Annotated in this window: 22 protein-coding genes; 11 read left to right on the plus strand and 11 right to left on the minus strand. The window is 66.4% G+C overall.

All coding sequences use genetic code 11. From position 1 onward, the window contains the following. Positions 1-35: 35 nt before the first annotated feature. The 3 genes from DPQ64_RS01845 to DPQ64_RS01855 all read right to left on the minus strand — a co-directional run bounded on the left by DPQ64_RS01845 (position 36) and on the right by DPQ64_RS01855 (position 4,144). On the minus strand, positions 36-1,643 hold the full coding sequence (locus DPQ64_RS01845; protein WP_115862650.1) for an electron transfer flavoprotein subunit alpha/FixB family protein: 1,608 nt from the start codon (positions 1,641-1,643) through the stop codon (positions 36-38). Positions 1,644-1,645: 2 nt separating this feature from the next. Continuing rightward, on the minus strand, positions 1,646-2,497 hold the full coding sequence (locus DPQ64_RS01850) for an electron transfer flavoprotein subunit beta/FixA family protein (RefSeq protein ID WP_115862651.1): 852 nt from the start codon (positions 2,495-2,497) through the stop codon (positions 1,646-1,648). A gap of 288 nt (positions 2,498-2,785) precedes the next feature. Continuing rightward, complete coding sequence (locus DPQ64_RS01855; protein ID WP_115862652.1) at positions 2,786-4,144, minus strand: polymer-forming cytoskeletal protein; 1,359 nt, start codon at positions 4,142-4,144, stop codon at positions 2,786-2,788. 152 nt (positions 4,145-4,296) lie between these two features. Here DPQ64_RS01855 and DPQ64_RS01860 point away from each other — a divergent pair, with 152 nt between their 5' ends. Together DPQ64_RS01860 and DPQ64_RS19055 are read left to right on the plus strand one after the other, a co-directional pair. Then, positions 4,297-4,491: a DUF5800 family protein gene (locus DPQ64_RS01860; RefSeq protein WP_115862653.1), complete on the plus strand. Its 195-nt coding sequence runs from the start codon at positions 4,297-4,299 to the stop codon at positions 4,489-4,491. Between the two features lie 33 nt (positions 4,492-4,524). Further along, entirely contained in the window at positions 4,525-4,662 is a 138-nt protein-coding gene (locus DPQ64_RS19055; protein ID WP_198661972.1) for a hypothetical protein, read from the plus strand. A 347-nt stretch (positions 4,663-5,009) separates the two neighbouring features. Here DPQ64_RS19055 and pan1 read toward each other — a convergent pair whose 3' ends face one another. Further along, positions 5,010-6,224, minus strand: coding sequence for a proteasome-activating nucleotidase Pan1 (pan1, locus tag DPQ64_RS01865; protein WP_115862654.1), 1,215 nt, complete (start codon positions 6,222-6,224; stop codon positions 5,010-5,012). Between the two features lie 195 nt (positions 6,225-6,419). On the opposite strand from pan1, the gene DPQ64_RS01870 reads away from it, so the two are divergent. After that, positions 6,420-6,695, plus strand: coding sequence for a MarR family transcriptional regulator (locus DPQ64_RS01870; RefSeq protein WP_115862655.1), 276 nt, complete (start codon positions 6,420-6,422; stop codon positions 6,693-6,695). A gap of 140 nt (positions 6,696-6,835) precedes the next feature. Further along, on the plus strand, positions 6,836-7,477 hold the full coding sequence (locus DPQ64_RS01875) for an SdpI family protein (protein WP_115862656.1): 642 nt from the start codon (positions 6,836-6,838) through the stop codon (positions 7,475-7,477). Between the two features lie 69 nt (positions 7,478-7,546). On the opposite strand, the gene DPQ64_RS01880 is transcribed toward DPQ64_RS01875, so the two are convergent. After that, on the minus strand, positions 7,547-7,963 hold the full coding sequence (locus DPQ64_RS01880; RefSeq protein ID WP_115862657.1) for a DUF3054 domain-containing protein: 417 nt from the start codon (positions 7,961-7,963) through the stop codon (positions 7,547-7,549). A 70-nt stretch (positions 7,964-8,033) separates the two neighbouring features. Beyond that, positions 8,034-8,636 (minus strand): class I SAM-dependent methyltransferase, encoded by a 603-nt coding sequence (locus DPQ64_RS01885; protein WP_115862658.1) that lies wholly within the window; start codon positions 8,634-8,636, stop codon positions 8,034-8,036. 510 nt (positions 8,637-9,146) lie between these two features. Between DPQ64_RS01885 and DPQ64_RS01890 the strand changes: the two genes are divergently transcribed. The 5 genes from DPQ64_RS01890 to DPQ64_RS01910 all read left to right on the plus strand — a co-directional run bounded on the left by DPQ64_RS01890 (position 9,147) and on the right by DPQ64_RS01910 (position 13,464). Next, positions 9,147-9,743 (plus strand): GNAT family N-acetyltransferase, encoded by a 597-nt coding sequence (locus DPQ64_RS01890; RefSeq protein ID WP_115862659.1) that lies wholly within the window; start codon positions 9,147-9,149, stop codon positions 9,741-9,743. 90 nt (positions 9,744-9,833) lie between these two features. After that, positions 9,834-11,420 (plus strand): FAD-dependent oxidoreductase, encoded by a 1,587-nt coding sequence (locus tag DPQ64_RS01895; RefSeq protein ID WP_115862660.1) that lies wholly within the window; start codon positions 9,834-9,836, stop codon positions 11,418-11,420. Between the two features lie 142 nt (positions 11,421-11,562). Next, positions 11,563-11,757, plus strand: a complete 195-nt coding sequence (locus tag DPQ64_RS01900; protein ID WP_115862661.1) for a hypothetical protein — start codon at positions 11,563-11,565, stop codon at positions 11,755-11,757. Positions 11,758-11,836: 79 nt separating this feature from the next. Next, positions 11,837-12,820: a flap endonuclease-1 gene (gene fen, locus DPQ64_RS01905; RefSeq protein WP_115862662.1), complete on the plus strand. Its 984-nt coding sequence runs from the start codon at positions 11,837-11,839 to the stop codon at positions 12,818-12,820. A gap of 398 nt (positions 12,821-13,218) precedes the next feature. Beyond that, positions 13,219-13,464, plus strand: a complete 246-nt coding sequence (locus tag DPQ64_RS01910) for a BolA family protein (RefSeq protein ID WP_115862663.1) — start codon at positions 13,219-13,221, stop codon at positions 13,462-13,464. Positions 13,465-13,497: 33 nt separating this feature from the next. On the opposite strand, the gene DPQ64_RS01915 is transcribed toward DPQ64_RS01910, so the two are convergent. From DPQ64_RS01915 to DPQ64_RS01930, 4 genes are all read right to left on the minus strand, one after another. Then, positions 13,498-14,655, minus strand: a complete 1,158-nt coding sequence (locus DPQ64_RS01915) for an ABC transporter ATP-binding protein (protein WP_115862664.1) — start codon at positions 14,653-14,655, stop codon at positions 13,498-13,500. A 354-nt stretch (positions 14,656-15,009) separates the two neighbouring features. Then, the gene (locus DPQ64_RS01920; RefSeq protein WP_115862665.1) at positions 15,010-15,927 is read right to left on the minus strand and encodes a carbohydrate ABC transporter permease; all 918 of its coding nucleotides are present in this window, start codon (positions 15,925-15,927) and stop codon (positions 15,010-15,012) included. Between the two features lie 25 nt (positions 15,928-15,952). Then, positions 15,953-17,005 carry a carbohydrate ABC transporter permease gene (locus DPQ64_RS01925; protein ID WP_115862666.1) on the minus strand — a complete coding sequence of 351 codons (1,053 nt, stop codon included), beginning with the start codon at positions 17,003-17,005 and terminating at the stop codon, positions 15,953-15,955. A gap of 37 nt (positions 17,006-17,042) precedes the next feature. Next, a complete protein-coding gene (locus tag DPQ64_RS01930; protein ID WP_115862667.1) occupies positions 17,043-18,332 on the minus strand; it encodes an ABC transporter substrate-binding protein in 1,290 nt (429 codons plus the stop codon). A 275-nt stretch (positions 18,333-18,607) separates the two neighbouring features. Here DPQ64_RS01930 and DPQ64_RS01935 point away from each other — a divergent pair, with 275 nt between their 5' ends. Then, entirely contained in the window at positions 18,608-20,023 is a 1,416-nt protein-coding gene (locus tag DPQ64_RS01935) for a class II fumarate hydratase (protein WP_115862668.1), read from the plus strand. A gap of 95 nt (positions 20,024-20,118) precedes the next feature. Next, on the plus strand, positions 20,119-20,538 hold the full coding sequence (locus DPQ64_RS01940) for a hypothetical protein (protein WP_115862669.1): 420 nt from the start codon (positions 20,119-20,121) through the stop codon (positions 20,536-20,538). A 27-nt stretch (positions 20,539-20,565) separates the two neighbouring features. Here the strand turns inward: DPQ64_RS01940 and DPQ64_RS01945 are convergent, their stop codons facing one another. After that, on the minus strand, positions 20,566-21,435 hold the full coding sequence (locus DPQ64_RS01945) for a hypothetical protein (RefSeq protein WP_115862670.1): 870 nt from the start codon (positions 21,433-21,435) through the stop codon (positions 20,566-20,568). Positions 21,436-21,564 lie beyond the last annotated feature (129 nt).

A 21,564-nucleotide genomic window follows, 5' to 3' on the forward strand; every position in this document is an offset into this window, starting at 1 on the left:
GCAGTTGGGTGTCGTCAGTCATCGCTCGGATGTCCTCAGTCATCGCTGGCCTCCGCTTGCATGGTGAGTTCGCCCGCGTCGACCGACTCGATGAGGCGGGGGAGCACGTCGAAGAGGTCGCCCTCGATGTAGTAGTCGCTGAAGTCCCGGATTCGCGCGTCGGGGTCGGTGTTGATGGTGACGATGGTGTCCGAGCCGTCCATCCCGACCTTGTGCTGGACCGCGCCCGAGATGCCGGCCGCGATGTACAGTTCGGGTTCGACCTCCTGGCCGGTTTCGCCGATCTGGCGCTCCTCGGCCACGTAGTTCGCGACGTGACCGTCCACGTCGTACGAGGCCGTGACGACCCCGCGCGAGAGGCCGAGCGCCGCGTCGTCGAACGCGTCCACGAGGTCGAGGCCGAGTTCGATGCCCTTCGTCGGGTCGTCGCCGATGCCCCGGCCGAGCGCGACGACCACGTCGTGGCCCGTCAGGTCGACGCCGTCGTCGAGCCGGTCGAACTCGGTCACGTCCACGCGGAACCAGTCGTCGGGCAGGTCGAGGTCGTGTTCGATCACCTCACCCTCGCGGTCGTAGTCCGGGTCTATCGGGTCGAAGCTCCCCGGGATGACCGAACAGCCCTGCGGGTGGAAGTCCCGGCCGGGATTGTCGATGCAGAGGATGGTCGAGTACTCGAAGCCCGAGAAGTCCGGACGCTTCATGAAGAGGATGCGCTCGAACTCGATCTTCTCGCCGGGCTCGCCGGTCTTTACGGGGTTCGAGACGAGTTCGTTCTCGATAGTCAGCCCCGAACAGTCGCTGGCGAGTCCCGTGTCGAGTTCGCCCTGCACCTGCGCCGAGAGGTCTCGTCCGTTGTTGGTCGCGGGGAACAGGAAGTACCGCGGCTTGTCGTAGTCACGCCACTCCGCGGTGGGCTCGGTGCCCGGCTCGCCCGTCGTCCAGTCTGGTGGCTCCGCGCCGCCGCGGGCCATGTCGGAGACGATCTCCGTGTAGGACTTGTGGCGGAACCGCTCCAATCGCTCGTCCTCGTGGTAGATCGCCACGTCCGCGCCGTGAGCGACGACCTCTTCGGCGAGCCCCGTGACCGTCTCGTCGCCGACGAGCACGCCGACTACGCGCTCGTCCGAATCGTAGTCGTCATTGTACGTGTCCATGAGTTCGCGCGCCTTGCCGAGCATCTCCTTGGACACGTCGAGGAGTTCGCCGCCCTGCGTCTCGCAGTACACCCACATGTCCCCGTAGTCGCCGCCCTTCAGCGCCCGGACGTGCTTCTTGTCGTTGGTCCGGTTCTCGGGGGTGTAGTCGACTTCCTCGTCGGGCGCGTCTTCGCCCTGGTCGGCGTCACCGGCTTCCTCGGGGGCGTCGGTGCCGCCCTCGTCAGCATACTCCTCCTCGTGGTCCGTCTCTGCGGGCTCGGTGTCGGTCTGTTCCTCCAGGTCGTCGATGCGCGACTGGATCGCCTCCCGTGCGGTCTTGCGGTCCTTGCCCTCCTGCTCGGCTGCAAGCACGGCGTCGAGTGACGAGGGGTCGTCCACCGCGTTCAGCTTCTCCCTCAGCTCCTTCACCGTGTACTCGTCGGGGTCGAGTTCCACGTCGAGGTCGTCCGCGTTCTGGTCTGCGGCGTCGTTTGCGTCGTCGGCCATGGTCAGTCACCCCCGGCCAGCGGCTGCATCGTTTCGAGCACGTCGTTCATCGCCTCCGCGTCGTCGGGGTCGACCATCGTGGCCTCGCGCTCGGAGGGTGCCTTCGGGATAGGGTCGACGCCCGAGACGATGGTGGGCGAGCCGTCGAGTCCGATGAAGTCGGGGTCGAGGTCGAGTCCCTCGGCGCTCCACGTCGTGAGGTGGTCCTCGTAGTTCTCGACGCGCTCGGTGGTCTCGGCCTTGAGCCGCTTGTGCCGGAGCCGGTGTTCGGCCCGCCGATACGAGGGAGAGAACTCCGGATCGGTCACGACGAACGCGGGCAGCGGCGCTTCGACGGTCTCGATCTCGTCCACGTCGCCCTCCACGAGTCGCTTGGCGCGAAGCGTCTCCTCCTCCTCGTCGATCTCCATCGAGATGACGTGGGTCACGATGGGCCGGTCGAGACACCACGCGGTCTGCGGGCCGGTCTGTCCCGTCTCGCCGTCCGCGGTCTTGAACCCCGCGATCACGAGGTCGGGTTCCTCGTCGATCTTCTCGATGCCCGCAGAGAGCGTGATGGAGGTCGACCACGTGTCGGCCGCCGCCATCTCGCGGTCCGACAGCAGGTAGAGGTCGTCGGCGTACACGCTCATCGCCTCCTCCAGCACGTTCTCGTAGCCGGGCGGGCCCATGCTCATCACGCTCACGTCGCCGCCGTGTTTGACCTTCGTCTGGAGGGCAGCCTGCAGCGCGAACTCGTCGTTGGGGTTCATCACGGTCGGCGTCGCGCCCCGTTCGAGGTGGCCGTCCTCGTCGAACGACACCTGCCCCTCTCGGAAGTCCGGGACGCCCTTCGTCAGCACTACCGAACGCATCGGTACCACCTGTCGCGGGAATTGTTCTCTATCATGTTCGTTCGGGACTTACAGTCGAGGGTTCATAAAGGTTGCAAGGAACTCCCCCATGAAACCGGGCGTGGGCATCGAACTCCGACCGGCGTCGTCACTCGTGAGGCACCGCAAATGACGGGAACGCGATTATTACCAGAACAGGGGGTCCCCCTCGTCCTCGACGCTATCGGGCGGTTCGCATCAGTTCACGGCAGATCGGCCCCAGTCGGTGAACGAAGGGTACGGAAACCAACTCGGTGTCGAGACGGAAAACTACTCGTCGTCTGCGGTCTCGTTATCTGCGGTCTCGTCGTCTGCAGTCTCGTCGTGGCTTGCTGTTTCGTCATCGTCCGCAGTTTCAGCGTCGTCCACAGTCTCGCCGTCGTCGGGCCACGCGTCGTCCAGTATCTCGCGGTCGTCCGAATCGGGCTTCGCCGCGGCTGAGTCGTCGGACTCTTCAGCAGCCGACTCGCCGGAGTCGTCCGTCGCGTCGGCCGCGTCGGCGACCTCGGTGTCGCCCGATTCTGCGTCGTCGGAGTCGCTCTCGATTGCGGGCTCGGTTTCGCTCTCGGGGTCACTCTCGGTCTCGGAATCGCTCTTGGTCCCGTTCTCGGAATCGTTCTCACCCTCGCTCTCGGCGGCTCCGCCGCCACCGGGGTCGTCCCCGTGGAATCGCTTGCGGTTGCCCCGAGATGGGCGGTCGGACGACGCCGAGGAGGTCGACGAGGCGGACGCAGTGGGCGTTCCGCGACTGTGTCTCCCGCCGTCGCCGTCCGCGGCGATCTTTTCGTGGGTTCCGGCCTTCACCATCGACATCTCCCCGCTGGCGCGCATCGTCCCGTCGACGATAGCGCCCTCGTGGAAGTGGAGGTCCTCGCAGGAGACGTCGCCCCGGACCTCCACGTCGTCGGCGAGCTCGACCGTCCCATTCCGGGTCGTCACGTCGCCGTGGATGACGGTACTCGGGCCGACCGAGATGTTCCCGCGAGCGCGCAGGCTGCCGAACACGTCGTTGCGCTCGCCGACCTCGATGGACTCGGCGCGGAAGTTGCCGTGGAGCCGACAGTCGTCGCCGATGGTCGCGGGGGTCGAGACCCGCCACGAGTCGTCGCTGACGTGGCCGTTCCGCGGGACGACCACCGGATCGGCGTCGATCTCCTCGTTTTCGAGGAGGTCCGAGACGACCTCCTCGGCGGCCTCCTCCTCGCCGATGCGGAGCAGTTGCTGGAGGTAGACGAACACGAACACGATGGTCGGCATCGGGTTACGGATGACGATCCACCCGTTGGCCTCGAACCCCTCCTCGATGTTCACGTCGTCGCCGATGTCGAGGTCGCCCGAGACCATCAGGCGACCGCCGATGTGGACGCGCTCGCCGAGGTAGGCGTCGCGGCCGACGAGCACGTTGTCCTGCACGTCCGACCACATGTCGAGCCGACAGTCGGCCTCGGCCTCGATGTGGCCGCCGAACTTCACGCGCTCGCCGGCGATGACGTTGTGGCCGCGGACGCCGAACTCCACGGTGCTCTGACCGCCCACGATGACGTCCCCGTCGGTGACGAGGTCGTGCTCTTCGACGGTCGTTCCGTCCGGAATCGCGAGTTCGTCGAGCGGGTCCGAGCCAAGCGGCACACTGTCCCGTTTCGGTTCGCTCCTAATAAACTTCCGTCAGACATTTCGTCGTGGCTCGGTGGTTCTTGCGGCGTGGGACGGAGAATCGGGTCGAATTGCCACACGCGAAAGTTCTGTAGGGTTTTTAAGTGACCGGGGCGAACCGGCGGGGTATGACGACGCTCGCGTTCGAGGACGACGGCGTGGACGTAGTGTACGAGGGGACGGAGTTCCGCCTCTCGAAGGACCTCATCGAGGGTGCGACGGGGAAGAGCTACTTCGACGTGACAGACCACGAGGTGCTCCAGATCGTCGAAGAGAACCCCGAGCTCGCGGGTGAACCGCGGCGCATCGGCGACATCATCTGAGGTTTTATGGGCCGGCGACCCGTCGCTTCGGGCATGAACCTCCCCGCTGACTTCGACCACCCGTCGTACCTGACCGCGCTCGGCACGTTCGCCGGCTACGGCGTGATCTTGCTGGTGATGTTCGCTCTACTGTTCCTAATCCCGTACGGCATCTACGTCGCTCTCTGGTAGTCGAACTCTATTTCTTCCGGGGCGTTTCGTGAGCTTTCTCAGTCCACCAGCGGCCCGCTCGCGCGTTCATGCGCGAGCGAACGCGCTGCGGTGTGCTGTGCCGTTGCGGTTTGCGGTCTGGGTGCTGTGCGGTTGTGGTGCACGTGCGGTTACTCATATGCCTCGGCACGTGAGAACCGCACCGCACCCGCCGTCCCCCGCGCGTTGCTCGCACGCGCTGGATTCAAAATAAAGTATCGCGCTACGGACCTCACCGTAACATATCGCGCGGCAGAACTCACTGGCACGTTGTCGCGCTTCAATCCCGAGAAAATCGCCGAAAAGCTACTCGTAGACAACGAGAACGCCTACGCGAACGTCTTCGAGATCTCCTCGTCCTCGTCCTCGGCCTCGATCTTGGTCTTGGCGCTCTCGAAGTCCGCCATCGTGATCTCGGTCCGGTCGTCGCGGATGGCGAACATCCCGGCCTCGGTACAGACTGCCTTGATGTCAGCGCCGCTCTTGTCCTCGGCCTCCCGGGCCAGTTTCTCGAAGTCCACGTCGTCGGCGACGTTCATGTCGCGGGTGTGGATCTGGAAGATCTTCTCGCGGCCTTCGAGGTCCGGCTTGGGGACCTCGATGAGGCGGTCGAAGCGGCCGGGCCGGAGGATGGCGCGGTCGAGCATATCGAAGCGATTCGTCGCGGCGATGATGCGGATCTCGCCCCGGTCCTCGAAGCCGTCCATCTCCGAGAGGAGTTGCATCATCGTCCGCTGGACCTCCGCGTCCCCGGAGGTCTTCGAGTCCGTGCGCTTGGCCGCGATGGCGTCGATCTCGTCGATGAAGAGGACCGCAGGCTCGTGCTGGCGCGCGACCTCGAACAGGTCACGGACGAGCTTCGCGCCCTCGCCTATGAACTTGTGGACGAGTTCCGAGCCGGCCATCTTGATGAACGTCGCGTCGGTCTGGTTCGCGACCGCCTTCGCGAGCATCGTCTTCCCGGTGCCGGGTGGGCCGTACAGCAGGACGCCGCTCGGCGGGTCGATACCAACTTCGCCGAACATCTCCGGGCGTTCGAGCGGCATCTCGACCGTCTCGCGGACCTCCGTCATCTGCGCTTCGAGGCCGCCGATGTCCTCGTAGGTCACGGAGGGCGATTCTTCGACCTGCATGACGCGGGCGCGAACGTCGGTCTCGCTCTCCAGCGTCTTGACGATGGACAGCGAGTTGTTCACCGCGACCCGGGCGTCGGGTTCGAGGTCCTCGCGCATCTCGTCGGTCACCTCGGTCACGGCCTCCTGGTTGTTGCCGTGCTGTTTGATGATGACGCCGTCGTCCATGAGTTCCTGGACGGTGGCGACGAACAGCGGGGACTGTTTGAGCTTCTTGTTCTCGTGGGTCAGGCGCTCGAGCTTCTGCTGGTACTTGTTGTTCTCGGCGTTGGCGTCCAGCAGCTTGTCGCGCATCTCCTCGTTCTGGGATTCGAGGACCTCGAGCCGCTCCTGAAGGGCCTCGATCTTGTCCTGTTGAGACGCGGCCTCCTCGTCGTACGGGAGGTCGACGTCGTCCACAGTGTCGGTCATCACGACGCTGTAGGTGCCTGTCTCATAAGAGGCTTCGGGTCACCGTGACACGTGTGACGATATACCACACCTATCCCCCTCTCCGCTGTCGTGGCGCCCCTGCGATCCCGTCAGATACCTGACCGGTTGAATGACCTATAGTAATATATCGGAATGCGAAATATTATTACGCTGTATCTAAAAGAGGTTGTTAGCATGAGTGCGTCAGAAACTACAAAGCGGGAGAAAAGCCGTCTGACGGGGGAGAACGCTACCGAGGCGATCCGGGAGCTACCGCCGAGCGCCAAGCTGGTCGCCAAAGTCCTCGAGTACAACGACACTCTGACCCAGAGCCAGATCGCCGAGGAGTCGCTGCTGCCCGACCGCACGGTCCGCTACGCGCTCAACCGACTCGACGACGAAGGGCTGGTGGACTCGCGGTTCTCGTTCTCGGACGCCCGCAAGCGACTCTACACGTTGAACCTGGACTGAGCGCCGAATCTCGACCCATCTCTTTTTGGGAGCTTCGACCGACCTCTTTTCGAGAATATTGTCGCATTCGGGCGATTCTCCGGCCAATTGCCGGGCGCAGCGACCACAGTTTTATATCCGACTGCGAACAATTCCCGAACGTGAGCCTTCGCAAGAGCTACCTCGTCGGCGTTGCCATCGTCGCGGCTTCGGCGCTGGCCAGTTTGGTCGCCGCGCCCGAGATGCCCGCGGAGATGGCGACCCACTGGAACGCGGCGGGTGAGGTCGACGGAGCGATGGACAAGGAGATAGCGCTCGCGCTGTTCCCTGCGCTCTCGGCCGTCGTGCTCGCCCTGCTCGCGGCCGTCCCCCGATTCGACCCGCTCGGCGAGAACGTCGCGGCGTTCCGCGAGCAGTACGACTCGTTCGTGGTCGTGCTGCTCGCGTTCCTCGCGTACGTCCACCTGCTCGTGCTCGCGGCGAACGCGGGCTACGAGTTCGAGATGATACAGGCGCTCGCGCCGGCCATTGGCGGCCTGTTCTTCTACGTCGGCGTGCTGCTCGAACACGCCGAACAGAGCTGGTTCGTCGGCATCCGGACGCCGTGGACGCTCTCGAACGAGGAGGTGTGGAACCGGACCCACGAGCGCGCCGCCCCGCTGTTCAAGGTCGCGGGCGGCATCGCCGTGCTGGGCGCGCTCGTCCCGACCTACGCCGAGCTACTCGTCGTCGCCCCCATCCTCGCAGTATCGCTGTACGCCACGGCGTACTCGTACGTGGCGTACCGGCGCGTCGCGACCTGAGACCGTACCAGCGGTTTTTCGACGATTCGCGCGAGTCTCGGTGAAGGAGAGACTCGGTGCAGGAGAGATTCAGCGCAGCACCGCCACCGCCCCGCGCCATGCCGCGAGGAAGGTGACGCCGAAGCCGGTGACGACCAGCGCGAAGGTCCACGGACTACTGCCGTGGAAGAAGGGGGTCGACCGGAGCGCGAGCCCGATAGCGGCCGCGATGATCCACGCTCCTGCTACGCGAGTTATCGCCGTCTTGACCGTCCGGTTCGCGCCGGGCGCGTACGCGCCCACGACCACCGCGGCTACGACCCAGCCCGCGAGGAACGGCGCGATAGTGTCGGCCACGACCAGCGGCGACTCCACCGGGCTGACTCCGTGGTTGAGTTCGCCGACGGTCAGGAACCCGACGATCACGAGCAGGTCCCCGAGCGCGAGCCTCGCGGTCCCCGACGACCGGGCGACCCGCGACCCGAGGAGTCCGTTCGCGTTGCTCATGCTCGCGGCTTGGGACCGGGTCGTTACGATTCTTCCGATGCGAGGAGGCGAGACTGCGAAGAGGATGAGGCTACGATTCTCCCGGCGCGCGCCCGACCACGGTGTACTCGAACCCGTCGGTCCGGAAGCGGGCGTCGAGGCCCGCGTCGTCGACCAGTCGAGCGAGCTCGGCCGGTCCGAAGAACGTTGAGTCGAAACCGTACAGGTGCTCGCCGACCTCGATAGCGCGACCCACGAGCGCGGTCGGGTCGATCTCGCGGACGACCAGCACGCCGCCGGGCCGGAGAACTCGGGTCGCTTCGCGCAGCGCTGCCTCGGGGTCGCCGAAGTGGTGGAGCGCGTCGGCGATGAGCACCGCGTCCACGGTTGCACTCTCGAAGGGCTGGCGTGCTGCGTCGGCCCGGACCGCCTCGAACCCCTTCCGGCGGGCTTGCTTGACCATTCCCGGCGCGGCGTCGACGACGATTCGCTCGCGCACGCCAGTCGTGCTAGCTTCGGCAAGCGCGTCCGCGCCCCGGCCGGTGCCGCCGCCCACGTCGAGGACGCGCTCGACATCGCGCTCGGCGAACGCGAGCGCTTCGCGGAGTTGCCCGGTATCGATCGACGGGGCGGCCCAGTCGTAGAATCGCGCCAGGCGGTCGAACGTCGCGGTGTCGCTGATGGATCGGGTCATGCGTGGATACGATGGGTCGAGAAAGTAAATAACTGGACGCTCGTTTCGACCGCAGGGGGTAACGGATGGACGTACTGCGGTCGCTGTTGCAGTGCTGTCCTCACGGGGGCCCGCAGTAGCTAATTCCTCGATACGAGTTCGTTCGCCGTGAGACCAAGGGAAGCTAGCTGTTGCTTGAGCCACAGAGAAACCGCACCGTACAGCACACCAAAGCACCGCAACAGCAACGACACCGAACAGTACCGCGACCGCGGTCCACATACCTCCCCAACCGATTGCGCTCCTCGCTCCGTTGCGGTGCTCACCCCTCGCAGTTCCGCGGCCGTCGGCCGCGCCCCGCTCTCGACGACCGCGCCCGCAAGCGCCGAGGTGGACAGTCAAGCCAGCGCGCGTTCGAGTGAACAGTTGGTCGTTCACGGAGTTCGGACGAACCACCGAGTCCGCGACGGGAACGTTCCGGACTGAGCATCGCAACCCAACACGGAAATTCCCGAAGGCCCAACCCCGACCATGGAGTACGCGGTGCTCGGCTGGCCCGAGGACGGCCCGCAGCTCAGGCTCGACCATCGGGCGTTCAGCTACGCCGGGAAGTTCGTGATGTCGAACACCGGGAAGGCGGTCGCTCGCGAGGACGAGTGCGAAACGGGAGGTGCGCGCGGAAGCGCAAGCGAGGATACAGTCGAATCGAGCGACGAGTACGACGACCCGGTCGCAGCTATCGCGTTCAACGAGGACCGGACCGACGCGGGAACGGCGTGGCTCCGGTACGTGACGGTCCGGGACGAGCGACGGGGCGGGGGCGTCGGCGCGAAGCTCGCCCGGTTCGCGTCGGCGCGACTCCGCGAACGCGGTTACGACGAGGTTCGAATCGCGGTGAACAACCCCTTCGCGTTTCACGCCCTGTACAAGGCCGGGTTCGGGTTCACGGGCGAGCGAACCGGCATCGCAGAACTCGTGCTGTCGCGGCCCGGCGACCGGTCCCCAAGCCGCTACCAGTCGGGGCTGGACGAGTTCCGCGAGCGCGACGACCTCGCCGCCGAAGAGCGGTCGTTCCTCGACGCGAAAGCCGACGAGGGTCCGCCGGACGTGATTCCCGATCCGGAGTAGTTCGGTCGGTACCCCTCTACCTGCGCTCGCGGCCATCGCGGTTAAGCGCGGCGCGGTCGAATCCGGACGCGATTCTGGGGGTTCTCGGGAATGAGCAATCGAAATTCGCTACCGGGGCGACACGACTCGCTGTGGACCGACACCACGCCGCGGACCGACTACCCGGCGCTGGACGGCGACCTGCGTGTCGACACCGCGATAATCGGCGGGGGAATCGTCGGCGTGACGGCCGGAGTCCACTGTGCGGAGGCGGGCCGGGAGGTTGCGCTGCTCGAATCCGACCGCGTGGTCGAGGGCGTGACCGGCAAGACCACCGCGAAGGTGACCGCACAGCACGGCCTCGTCTACGACTCCCTGCTCGACGCGCACGGCCGCGAGGCGGCCCGGAAGTACGCCGAGGCCAACGCCGCGGCCGTCCAGGCGGTCGCCGCGCGGGTCGACGAACGGGACATCGACTGTGACTTCCAGCGACTCCCGGCGTACACCTACGCCGCCGACGAGGACCAGCGCGAGAACGTCGAGCGCGAGGCCGAGGTGGCCGACAGTCTCGGTCTTCCAGCGTCCTTCGTCGAGAATCCACCGTTCCCCGCAGAGGCACCTGGCGCGGTCCGGTTCGCCGAGCAGGCCCAGTTTCACCCGCGGAAGTACCTGCTCGACCTCGTCGAGGCGATCCCCGCCGAGGGCTCGCACGTCTTCGAACGGACGAAGGCGACCGGCATCGAGGACGCATCGGAGGGGTCTCGAAGATGGGATGGAGAAGGCGCAGCGGCAGGAGCAGGAGTCGGCGACGAAACGCTGTGCCGGGTCGAGACCGAGCGCGGGACCGTCACCGCCGAGAACGTGCTCGTCGCCACGCACTTCCCCATCGAAGATCCGGCGCTCTACTTCGCGCGCCAGTTCCCCAAGCGGTCGTACGTGCTCGCGGTCCGACTCGCCGAGGAACCGCCCGAGGGGATGTTCTACCGCGACGCCGAGCCGTACTTCTCGGTCCGGCCGCATCCGACCGACGACGGCACGCTCACGCTGATCGGCGGCCAGAACCACAAGACCGGGCAGGGCGGGTCGACTGCGGCGCGGTACCGCAGGCTGATCGAGCAGGCGCGAGAGCACTTCGACGTCGAGTCGGTCGAGTACCGCTGGTCGACCCAGGACTTCGTCTCGGCGGACGAGATTCCGTTCGTCGGCGAACTCGGGCCGACGACCGAAGGCGTCTACGCCGCCACGGGCTTCGGTGGCTGGGGCATGACCAACGGGACCGCGGCGGGGATGATGCTCGCGGACTTCGCGCAGGGGAAGACTCCGCGGTGGGCCGACGCGTTCGACCCCGCGCGATTCGACCCCGGCGCGGGGACCAAGGAACTGGTGACCGAGAACGTCGACGTCGGCAAGGAGTTCACGGTGGACTGGGCCAAGGCGCTCCTCGGCGGGGAGGACCCCACTGTCGCGCCCGGTGAGGGAGAGGTCGTCAAGCGCGACGGCAAGCCTCTCGCGGTCGCGCGCGACGACAATGGAGACCTCCACGTCACCTCTGCGGTCTGCACGCACCTCGGTTGCATCGTCCACTGGAACGACGGCGAGCAGTCGTGGGACTGCCCCTGTCACGGCTCGCGGTTCTCGATGGACGGCGACGTGCTCGACGGGCCGGCCGTGGATGGCCTGCCGAAGCGCGGGGAGTAGCCAACCACGACGCAGTTGCGAGACGCCCGAACCGCGACGGTCGTTCGTCCCCCCGTCGGAGAATGTCTGAACTAATCGATTAAAATCCGGCAAAAACGTTGACTACCCTTCGCACGGTACCACATCCGGGCCAGAGAGAGCAATGGAACGCATTCTCAACGAACACACCGGGACGGTTCACAAGTCCCGTCGGGGGACGACCAGTGACGAAGCGGTCTGCGGTGCGCTTCGGCACGTCCCGCACCGGCAAGTCACGTCCGTCCCGAACGAGGAGACGGGAGTCGAGGAGGGGGTCGAACGCTGCGGGCGGTGCTTCGAGGAGGCCGGGGGCTACTGAGGGCGCTTCCTTCGGGGGCGCGCGACGCGATTCGGACCAGTAGCTTTCAAACCCCCGCGACGCCTACCTTCGGGTACGAATGGGAAACACCGATCTCCGCCAGTTGGCCGTCATCAGCGAGGTCCCGTTCGCGGAACTCGACGGTAACACCGTGGCGGTCGACGCCCACAACTGGCTCTACAAGTACCTGACGACCACCGTGCAGTGGACCCGCGACGAGGTGTACACGACCGACGACGGCACGGAGGTCGCCAACCTCGTCGGGGTCGTTCAGGGGCTCCCGAAGTTCTTCGAGAACGATCTGACGCCGGTGTTCGTCTTCGACGGCGCGGTGACCGACCACAAGGCCGCCGAGATCGAGCAGCGCCGCGAGGAGCGCGCGAAGCGCGAGGAGCAACTGGAGGAGGCCCGCGAGGAGGGCGACGCCGTCGAGGTCGCGCGATTGGAGGCCCACACCCAGCGACTCACCGACACGATACAGGAGACGACACGCGGGCTGTTCGACCGGCTCGACGTGCCCTACATCGAAGCTCCCGCGGAGGGCGAGGCCCAGGCCGCCCACATGAACCGGACCGGCGCGGTCGACTACTGCGGGACCGAGGACTACGACGCCCTGCCGCTCGGCGCGCCGCTGACGCTCCGCCAGCTCACCAGCAAGGGCGACCCCGAACTCATGGACTTCGAGGCCACGCTGGAGAAACACGACGTGACGTGGGAGCAGCTCGTGGACATCGCCATCCTCTGCGGGACGGACTTCAACGAGGGCGTGACGGGGATCGGCCCGAAGACCGCGCTGAAGGAGGTCAAGGAGCGCGGGGACATCTGGGCGGTGCTCGACCATCGCGGCGCGAGCATCGAGAAGGACGTAGACGTGATCCGGGAACTGTTCCTGAATCCGACCGTCAGCGACGACTACGAGTTCGACGCCGAGATGGACCCGGACCTCGACGCAGCCAAGGAGTACGTGACCGGCGAGTGGGGCGTCCACGCCGACGAGGTCGAGCGCGGCTTCGAGCGCATCGAGGAGTCGGTGGTCCAGACCGGGCTGGACAAGTGGACCTGAGGGCGGCTTCCTGAATCGAGTGCTTTGCTATCCTTCGAATCTGGCGCGTGCTGGCTCGCTCTTTTCAACAATGCGCGCCATCTTTCACGCGCGCCATCTTCCTCTCCACCTCGGCGCGCGTTTGGGCGCGGCGCGCGAACGCGCCGCGCCCTATCGCGCGAGGGATGAGCACCGCAGGCCCTTGGCCGAGGAGCGCAATCGGTTGGGGAGGACGTGGCTCTTGCGTTGCGGTTTCTCATGTGCTTCGGCAGTAGCTAGCTCGACTCCTGCTCCAGTGGCAAACGCTGACTCAGGAATCCAAGAATCAACAGAAACCAAGAGACTCCCAACTCTTGCACCGTTTTACTGACTCCGACCGACCTGACACCTTTTTACCGACACCACACCTACCGACGTGCATGAACGCCGACGACGTGGCAGCACTCATCGAGGAGAATCTGGACGACGCGGAAGCGACCGTCACGCATCCCCGCGGCGTGGACGACGAGGACCACCTCGCGGCAACCGTGGTCTCGCCGGAGTTCGAGGGCGTCTCGCTCGTCCAGCAGCACGAACTGGTGTACGACGCGCTGGGCGAGCACATGACGACCGACATCCACGCGCTCGAACTGGAGACGTACGCGCCCGAGGAGTACGAGGAGTAGAGCGGGGAATCCGGTTGCGGCGACGGTCGCGACTCAGACGTTCGGCGGAGCCGTCTCGGCGGTCTCCAGTTCCCGATTGTGCAGCGCCTCGCCCGTCTCGCGGTCGAACAGGTGGATCGTCTCCTCGGGAATTCGGACTGCAACCTGCTGGCCCGACTCGACGCGGCGCATGCCCGAGACTGTCGCAATCAGTTCCTCGGCGTTCGTCTGGAGGTCCTCGCCGTTCCCGAATCGGAGGTGAACCTGATTCTCGTCGCCCATCGGTTCGACCACGTCCACCGTCGCGGGGAAATCTCGATCAGTTTCCGGCTCCGCGACGAGTTCCACGTCCTCCGGGCGCACGCCGAGGACGAGCCGGTCGTGGCCCGCCACGTCCGCGCGGACACCCTCCGAGAGCGGATACTCGAAGCCTGCGCCGACGAGGGCGTCGTCCTGCAAATCGGTATCGAAGAAGTTCATCGCTGGCTCGCCGACGAACCCCGCGACGAAGCGGTTCCGCGGTTCGTGGTAACACTCCAGCGGCGTGCCGACCTGCTGGAGTCGCCCGTCGTTCAGGATGGCGATGCGGTCGCCCATCGTCATCGCCTCGGTCTGGTCGTGGGTGACGTAAATCGTGGTCGTTCCCAGATCCTCCTGCAATCGCTGGAGTTCGGTCCGCATCTGCGACCGGAGTTTGGCGTCGAGATTCGAGAGCGGTTCGTCGAGCAGGAAGACGGCGGGGTCGCGCACGATGGCGCGCCCGAGCGCGACCCGCTGGCGCTGGCCGCCAGAGAGGTCGCTGGGCGCGCGGTCGAGCAGATCCTCGATTTCCATCGTCTCCGCGGCGTCGTCGACCCGCTGCCGAATCTCGTCGTCGGACAGATCGGTCGACTCCTCCAGCCCGAAGCTCATGTTCCCACGGACGGACATGTGGGGGTAGAGCGCGTACGACTGGAACACCATCGCGATGTCGCGGTCCCGAGCCGGCAGGTCGTTGATGACGCGGCCGTCGAGGCGTATCTCGCCGTCCGTGACCGTTTCGAGCCCCGCGATCATCCGCAGGGTCGTGGACTTGCCACAGCCCGACGGCCCGACGAGCACGAGGAACTCGCCGTCGTCGATGGACAGCGAGAGGTCGTCGACCGCGACGACCTTCGAGCCGTCTCGCTCGGTGAACACCTTCGATACGTGGTCGAGTTCAGTTTTCGCCATTGTGGATGAGTTGAAATTCGATGAGTCGGTCGAGTTGGTGTTGGTGTCTCGAACACTGTCGGCCTACGCGACTGCGGGACCGATTACAGGTTCTCGAAAGCCCTCGGTGCCCACGACTGCTGCAAAACTGAGACGACGTGTTCGAAAGCCCTCGGGCCGCTCGCGGTCGCTCAGCGACATATCCTCGCTCGCTACCGCTCGCTCGGATAGGGGTCGCTGAGTCGACCACGGTAAACGCGAGCGGCCCTCGCCCTTTCAGTCCACCAGGGGTGTCCGTTGTCGAGTCGAGCGACGTGCTGGACGGTCGGCATGTCCCCAAAAGTCGTCGGTCGGCCTTCGCTCGCTGTAACCCGGTCACACTCGCACCCCCTCCGCGAACTGGTCGGCGAACAGCACGTAGACGATCAGCGTCGGGAGCGCCGCGATGAACGCCCCGGCCATCCGGAGCGGAAAGTCCACGCCTTCGAGTGCGGTCCCCAGTCCCGACAGGATGAGCGTGACCGACGCGGCCGGGTCGCTGACGCTCCGGATGATGGTCAGCGAGAACAGGAACTCGTTCCAGATCTGGGTGAACTGGAAGATGAAGACGACCGCGAACATCGGCACCGACAGCGGGAGCACGATGCGCCGGTAGATGCGCCACAGCGACGCGCCGTCGAGTCGCGCGGCCTCGATCATCTCCCACGACATGGTCTGGTACTGCGCGCGGAACAGGATGGTGCAGATGGGAATCCCGTAGGCGGTGTGGGTCACGATGAGTTCGAGGATGGTCGCGTGGTGTTCTTCGAGCAGGGGCAGCGCCCACAGGAACGCCAGTCGCTCGTCGAGTTCGACCCAGATGGACCAGAACTCCGACAGCGGGATGATGACCGCCTGATACGGGATGAAGATGCCCGCGACGAACAGCGCCAGCACCGCGATCTGGCCGCGCCAGTCGACCAGCGTCAGGCCGTACGCCGCCATGCTCCCGAAGACAGCACAGAGGAGCGTCGACGGGATGGTGAACAGGACGCTGTTGACCATCCCGTGCGAGAGCGCGTCGAAGGCGAACGCCCACTTGTCGAGCGTGAATCCCGACAGTCCCGGCGGGAGGAAGGGGAGGGTGTTCCGGACCGCCTCGCTCGTCTTGATCGATGTCACGAGCCCCGTCTCGATGGGAGCCAGATAGAACGCGACCAGTCCCGCGAGGGTCGCGTACAGCGCGGCTCGACGGAGCGCGTCGCTTCGTCTCGTTGCGTTTCGTGCTTCCGGTCGTTCCTCTTCGTGACTCATAGATTCTCCTGCCTATCTGTCCGGATCATAGGTTCCCCTGTCTGTGTTGTTGGTAGAGGTACGGCGCGATGACGGCGAGCGAGAGCGCGAACAGCAGGATGGCGATGGCCGAGGCGTAGGCCCACTCCTGCTTGTTGAACGCCTCGCGGACCATCTTGGTCGCGAGGATGTCCGCGCCACGCCGCGGGCGATACCCCCAGATGGCGTACAGGAAGTCGAACGCCTTGAGCGCGAACAGCACCAGCACGACCGACGCGCTCACCATCGCGGGCTTGAGTTGCGGGACGATGACCCGCCAGTACATCCGGAGCGTGCTCGCGCCGTCGACCCGCGCGGCCTCGTACTGGTCGTCGGGAATCGCGCGGAGCGCGGCGAGATACACGACCATCGTGTAGCCGCTGAACTGCCAGATGAGCGCGAACACCACCGACCCGAGCACGAGATCGGGATTCCCGAGCCAGCTGTAGGGCCCGAGGCCGACGACCCCGAGCAGCTGGTTCACGATGCCGAAGTTGAAGTTGTACATCCACATCCAGAACTGCGCGGTGACGATGAACGACAGGCTCATCGGCAGGAGGTAGATTGTCCGGAGCGTGCGCCCGAACCGGACCTCCCGGTCGAGCAGGATGGCGAGCACGAGGCCCACGACCAGACAGACCAGCGTGAACCCGACCAGCAGCGCGAACGTGTTCCGGGTGGCCGCCCACATCGCGGGGTCCGACAGCATCGCGCCGTAGTTGTCGAGGTCGAGCACGGAGTAGTCCGGCTCGCCGAATCCCTGGTAGTCGGTGAGCGAGATGGCGAAGTTCCAGCCGATGGCCGCGTACACGAAGAATCCCATCAGCAGGAACGGCGGCAGCCAGAACGGCGCAGACTGGACCGCATCGTGGTCGAGCAGCCGCCGGAACGCCGACCGCTCGACGACCCGCCGGTCGGTTCCGACGGCGCGCTCCTCGTCGGCTCCGACCTCCTGCCCGCCGTCGGTTTCGGTGACGCGGTCGCCAGTCCCGCGGCTCTCGCGAACCTCGCGGAGTCGGTCGCGCAGCCTCTCGACGGTCTTTGCCAGTTCGTCCCTCATGCGCGTGAAAGATGGTAGTGGAGGCCTGCGCTCGTCGCTACACGATCTCCATGAACCGTCGCGTGGCCGCGTCCACGTCGTACGGGTCGAGGAACGTGTCCGAGAGCGCGTCCTCGAGGTCCGACTGCACGTCCTGCGTGACCGCGAGGCCGTGCGCGATGGTCGGCGGTCGCTGGTCGACCGAGTTGAAGTCCTCGATGGTCTCGGTGAGGTACGGGCTGAACTCGTCGGTCGGCACCTCCCGCGTCGGGATCGACCCCTTGTACTGGTTGAACGCCACGTGGGCAGTTTCGGATCCCGCGAACCGGAGGAACGCCTTCGACTCCTCAGGACTCGGGTTGTCGAGCTGGTTGCCCGGGTAGATGAACGAGTCGAGGTGGAAGCCGTACATGTCCTCGGTGCCCGGGAACTGGATGCGACCCCAGTCCTCGCCGAAAGTCAGGTCCTCGTTCACGTACGCGCCCGCGACCCAGTTCCCCTGATGGATGAACGCGGCGTCGCCCGACATGATGCGCTGGTTGGCCTCCGTGAAGTCGATCTCCGCGGCGTCCTCGTTGAGGTACTCCGACAGCACGGTCTGGACGTTCTCGAAGGCCGCCCGCACCGCCGCCTCGTCGCCCTCGCCGTCGATGAAGTTCATGTAGGCGTCGAACCCCTGCGAGCCGAGCATGTTGACCGCCCAGAACTGGAGCACCACCCACGTCGCAAGCGAGTTGGCGTAGGGCACGGCGTCCGTCTCGCTGGCGACCGCGTCGAGCGCGTCGAGCCACGCGTCGAAGCTGTCGATGCTCTCGGGGTCGACCCCCGCCTCGTCGAGCACGGAGACGTTGTAGAACAGGTCGTTCATCCGGTGGGAGCCGATCGGGACGGCCGAGAAGCCGTCGTTGAATCGGCACGCCTCCACGACCTCGTCGGCGTGGGGCTCGACCAGCCCGGCCTCGTTCCACACGTCCTGTTCGATGTCCCCGAGCACGCCCTCGTACTGGACGAGGTTCGGCCCCGGCCACCCCGCGAACACGCTCGGCGGGTCGCCGGCCCTGAGTCGCTGGGCGACCGCCTGATCGAGGTTGACGTTTCCGGTGCCGCCGATGGCCCGGAAGTCGGTGTCCATCTCCGGATACTCGTTCTGGAACGCCTCTTCGAGGGCTGCGACCGCCTCGGCTCCGTCGCCGCCGGTCCAGCCGTGCATCAGCTCCATCGTGTTCGACCACTGCTGGTCCTGCTCGGCGTATCCCGTCAGCGCGGCCGCCCCGCCGCTCCCCAGCAGCGCCGCACATTTCGTAAACGTTCGTCTGTCGATGCTCTCCCGGTTACCCCCGTCCGTCATCTGATTTCTCCCCCGCTGTACACTCATCGAGGTGGTACTTAACGTTTTTCTAGGATGAACCCGAATCGGGGCGGTTGCGTCCGTCTCTCCTGGCACGACGCGCGACCGAGAGAATCACTATCAAACCGTTCGAGCCTCGCCGACTCACTGAGTCGACGCCCGCCGAACGCCGTCACCGGGTGGCCACCGCACTGGCGAGTGCCTAACTGAGTCCCGGGGACTGTCCAGCCGGTTCCGGAGGGTTTTACGCCCGGCGGTGACCTACCCCCGAGCGTATGAGCGACGACGAGGACTACCGCGTCGAGCAGGACAGTCTCGGAGAGATGCAGGTACCGGCCGACGCCTACTGGGGAGCACAGACCCAGCGCGCGCTCGGGAACTTCCCGATCTCGGGCATCACGTTCGGGCGACGGTTCGTACGCGCGCTCGGGGTCGTCAAGAAGGCCGCCGCGCAGGCCAACCGCGACCTCGAACTCGTCCCCGAGGAGAAGGCCGACGCCATCGTCGCGGCCGCCGACGAGGTCATCGACGGCGAGCACGACGACCAGTTCCCGGTCGACGTGTTCCAGACCGGGTCGGGCACCTCCACGAACATGAACGCAAACGAGGTCATCGCCAACCGCGCGACCGAGATCTACGGCGGGGAGATCGGCAGCCGGGAGATCCACCCCAACGACCACGTCAACTTCGGCCAGTCGAGCAACGACGTGATCCCGACCGCGATGCACGTCGCGAGCCTCGAAGCGGTCGAGAAGGACCTCCTGCCCGCGCTCGACACGCTTCGGGAGGCGCTCGACGCCAAGGCCGAGGAGTTCGACGGCGTGGTCAAGACCGGCCGCACTCACCTCCAGGACGCCACGCCGGTCCGACTCGGTCAGGAGTTCGGCGGCTACCGCACGCAGGTCCAGAAAGGTCTCGCGCGCGTGGACAACGTCCGGGACCACCTCGCGGAACTCGCGCTCGGCGGTACCGCCGTCGGGACCGGCCTGAACACCCATCCGGAGTTCCCCGGCCGGGCGGCGGAGTACATCACCAAGGAAACGGGGGTCCAGTTCCGCGAGGCCGACGACCACTTCGAGGCACAGGCCGCCCACGACGCGATGTCGGAGGCCCATGGCGCGCTCCGCACCGTCGCAGGTTCGCTCAACAAGATCGCCAACGACCTGCGCCTGCTCGCCTCCGGCCCGCGGAACGGCCTCGGCGAGATCGAGCAGCCCGAGAACCAGCCCGGGAGCTCCATCATGCCGGGCAAGATCAACCCGGTCGTCGCGGAGGCCGTGAATCAGGTCCACAAGCAGGTCGTCGGCAACGACGCCGCCGTGAGCGCCGGTGCTGCGGAAGGCCAGATCGACCTCAACCTCTACAAACCCGTCCTCGCGCACAACTTCCTCCAGTCGTCGGAACTGCTCGCCAACTCCGCCGAAGTGTTCGCCGAGAAGTTCGTCGCCAAACTGGAGGCCAACGAGGCCCACTGCGAGTCGCAGGTCGAGCAGAGCATGGCGCTCGCCACAGCGCTCAACCCCCACATCGGCTACGACAAGGCCAGCAAAGCCGCCAAGACCGCGCTGAAGGAGGGCAAGACGGTCAAGCAGGTCGTCGTCGAGAAGGGCTACCTGAGCGAGTCCGAGGCCGAGAAGGTCATCGACCCCGAGGCGATGACCCACCGCGGGATTCTGGGGAGCGACGACTGAGAACCCGCGACTGCGCCCTGTTCTCGACACTCTTTTTTCCCGATTCCGAGACGCCCGCCACTCGTTTCACCGATGGGACCGTACTTCTCGGAGAGATGTCCGACAGCCAGTCAGCCAGCGTCGAGATGACGAAGGGCGAGGCCCGGGTGGTCATCGCCGCGCTCGCCGACGAGGAGATGACCGCCATCGGCGAGCGAGCGACCCGTCTCCAGAACGTGCAGGACCACCTCGCGGCCGAGTTCGAGTTCGATCAGTATCGCGAGAGCGACCGGACGGAGTTGGCCGGCAGCGACGACTCGGGCTGGTTCACCGAGGAATGGCTCGACGACGGCCGCTTCGACACTGACGACACCGAGCGCGTCGAACTCGCCCGCGCGGAGGCCGACGCCGTGACCGACGCGCTCGCCGCCTTCGAACTCGACGAGACCCACGGGAACGCCGGGACGGCCGAGAACGTTCGCGAGCGCGTCCTCGACGCGTTCGGTGGCGACCTCGTCGGCGCTGGCGACGACTGAGTTGTCGGTTCCGAGCTCTCAAACCGACTACCGATTCCGGCTTCCTTCGAGATAGAGGTGCGCGAGCGCGAGACCGAAGAAGGGGAGCACGACCGCGCCGGTGACCGCGCTCGCGAGCGTCGACGCCACGTCGTACTCGCCGCCGAACAGTCCCGACACGACCGCCGAGGCGACGCTCGCGACGAGGTACACCACGCCCACCGCGAACACCTTCCGGACGATGCCCGTCGCGGCACCCCACCCGGCTCGCGAACTGGCGAGCGGGCCGGCGTCGTCGACCACGCACGCCGGGAACGCGAGCAGCAGTCGGAGGAGCGCGTAGGCCGCGAGGACGAGCGCGAGCAGGGAGAGAACCGCGAGCAGGCCGTCGTCGACGCCCGGAAGCGCCTCCCATTCGAGCAGATATCCCGGGAGGAAGCCCAGTCCCGCGACGACCGCCAGCACGACGCCCGTCGCGGCCAGCGCGGGCAGTCGGCGGGCCGCCGCTCGGACGCGGGTCGACAGGGACCGGGTGCGGTAGGCCACCGCGTCGGCCGCGGTCAGGTACACCGCGCCCGCGACGACCGCCACGGCGACCAGTTGGACGAGATAGGCCGGCCAGACCCAGAGCGCCACGTCGAGGTCTGCGGACGGCGAGGGTCGCGTGACCCCCACCGCGGCCGCGACCGACGGGAGATTGGCCGCGAGCGCGAGGCCGACCAGCGACGGTCGGTCGCGCAGCGTGGCCCACGACCACCGGAGCGTGTCGGCCACGGTGAGTCGCCGGACGTGGACGTTTCCGGACGACTTCTCGTGGTCTTCTCGGTCGTGGTCTTCCCGGCCGTGGTCACCCGGGCCGGGGTCGGACGCGTTGCTGTCGGTCGCGTCCCGACGGCTGCGATCCGAATCGACGCCCATGCCACGGGTTTCACGAACGCTCGCCATAAATTTCCGGGACTGCGAAAGCCCATCCCGTTCCGCGTGGGTGAGGCCGCGGTCGCGCTCGTGAGCGCGACCGCGGCCTCACCCATCGCGGTGGCGTTTCGG

Origin of the sequence: Halorussus litoreus (assembly GCF_003382685.1) — an archaeon.
Lineage (GTDB): Archaea > Halobacteriota > Halobacteria > Halobacteriales > Haladaptataceae > Halorussus > Halorussus litoreus.

Coding starts and splice junctions, on each gene's coding strand:
- DPQ64_RS01940 (WP_115862669.1), top strand. CDS start 20,119: ATGTCCGACAGCCAGTCAGCCAGCGTCGAGATGACGAAGGGCGAGGCC.
- DPQ64_RS01945 (WP_115862670.1), bottom strand. CDS start 21,435: ATGGGCGTCGATTCGGATCGCAGCCGTCGGGACGCGACCGACAGCAAC.
- pan1 (WP_115862654.1), bottom strand. CDS start 6,224: ATGACCGACACTGTGGACGACGTCGACCTCCCGTACGACGAGGAGGCC.
- DPQ64_RS01850 (WP_115862651.1), bottom strand. CDS start 2,497: ATGCGTTCGGTAGTGCTGACGAAGGGCGTCCCGGACTTCCGAGAGGGG.
- DPQ64_RS01890 (WP_115862659.1), top strand. CDS start 9,147: ATGGAGTACGCGGTGCTCGGCTGGCCCGAGGACGGCCCGCAGCTCAGG.
- DPQ64_RS01860 (WP_115862653.1), top strand. CDS start 4,297: ATGACGACGCTCGCGTTCGAGGACGACGGCGTGGACGTAGTGTACGAG.
- DPQ64_RS01895 (WP_115862660.1), top strand. CDS start 9,834: ATGAGCAATCGAAATTCGCTACCGGGGCGACACGACTCGCTGTGGACC.
- fen (WP_115862662.1), top strand. CDS start 11,837: ATGGGAAACACCGATCTCCGCCAGTTGGCCGTCATCAGCGAGGTCCCG.
- DPQ64_RS01910 (WP_115862663.1), top strand. CDS start 13,219: ATGAACGCCGACGACGTGGCAGCACTCATCGAGGAGAATCTGGACGAC.
- DPQ64_RS01915 (WP_115862664.1), bottom strand. CDS start 14,655: ATGGCGAAAACTGAACTCGACCACGTATCGAAGGTGTTCACCGAGCGA.
- DPQ64_RS01870 (WP_115862655.1), top strand. CDS start 6,420: ATGAGTGCGTCAGAAACTACAAAGCGGGAGAAAAGCCGTCTGACGGGG.
- DPQ64_RS01925 (WP_115862666.1), bottom strand. CDS start 17,005: ATGAGGGACGAACTGGCAAAGACCGTCGAGAGGCTGCGCGACCGACTC.
- DPQ64_RS01880 (WP_115862657.1), bottom strand. CDS start 7,963: ATGAGCAACGCGAACGGACTCCTCGGGTCGCGGGTCGCCCGGTCGTCG.
- DPQ64_RS19055 (WP_198661972.1), top strand. CDS start 4,525: ATGAACCTCCCCGCTGACTTCGACCACCCGTCGTACCTGACCGCGCTC.
- DPQ64_RS01935 (WP_115862668.1), top strand. CDS start 18,608: ATGAGCGACGACGAGGACTACCGCGTCGAGCAGGACAGTCTCGGAGAG.
- DPQ64_RS01920 (WP_115862665.1), bottom strand. CDS start 15,927: ATGAGTCACGAAGAGGAACGACCGGAAGCACGAAACGCAACGAGACGA.
- DPQ64_RS01845 (WP_115862650.1), bottom strand. CDS start 1,643: ATGGCCGACGACGCAAACGACGCCGCAGACCAGAACGCGGACGACCTC.
- DPQ64_RS01930 (WP_115862667.1), bottom strand. CDS start 18,332: ATGACGGACGGGGGTAACCGGGAGAGCATCGACAGACGAACGTTTACG.
- DPQ64_RS01885 (WP_115862658.1), bottom strand. CDS start 8,636: ATGACCCGATCCATCAGCGACACCGCGACGTTCGACCGCCTGGCGCGA.
- DPQ64_RS01900 (WP_115862661.1), top strand. CDS start 11,563: ATGGAACGCATTCTCAACGAACACACCGGGACGGTTCACAAGTCCCGT.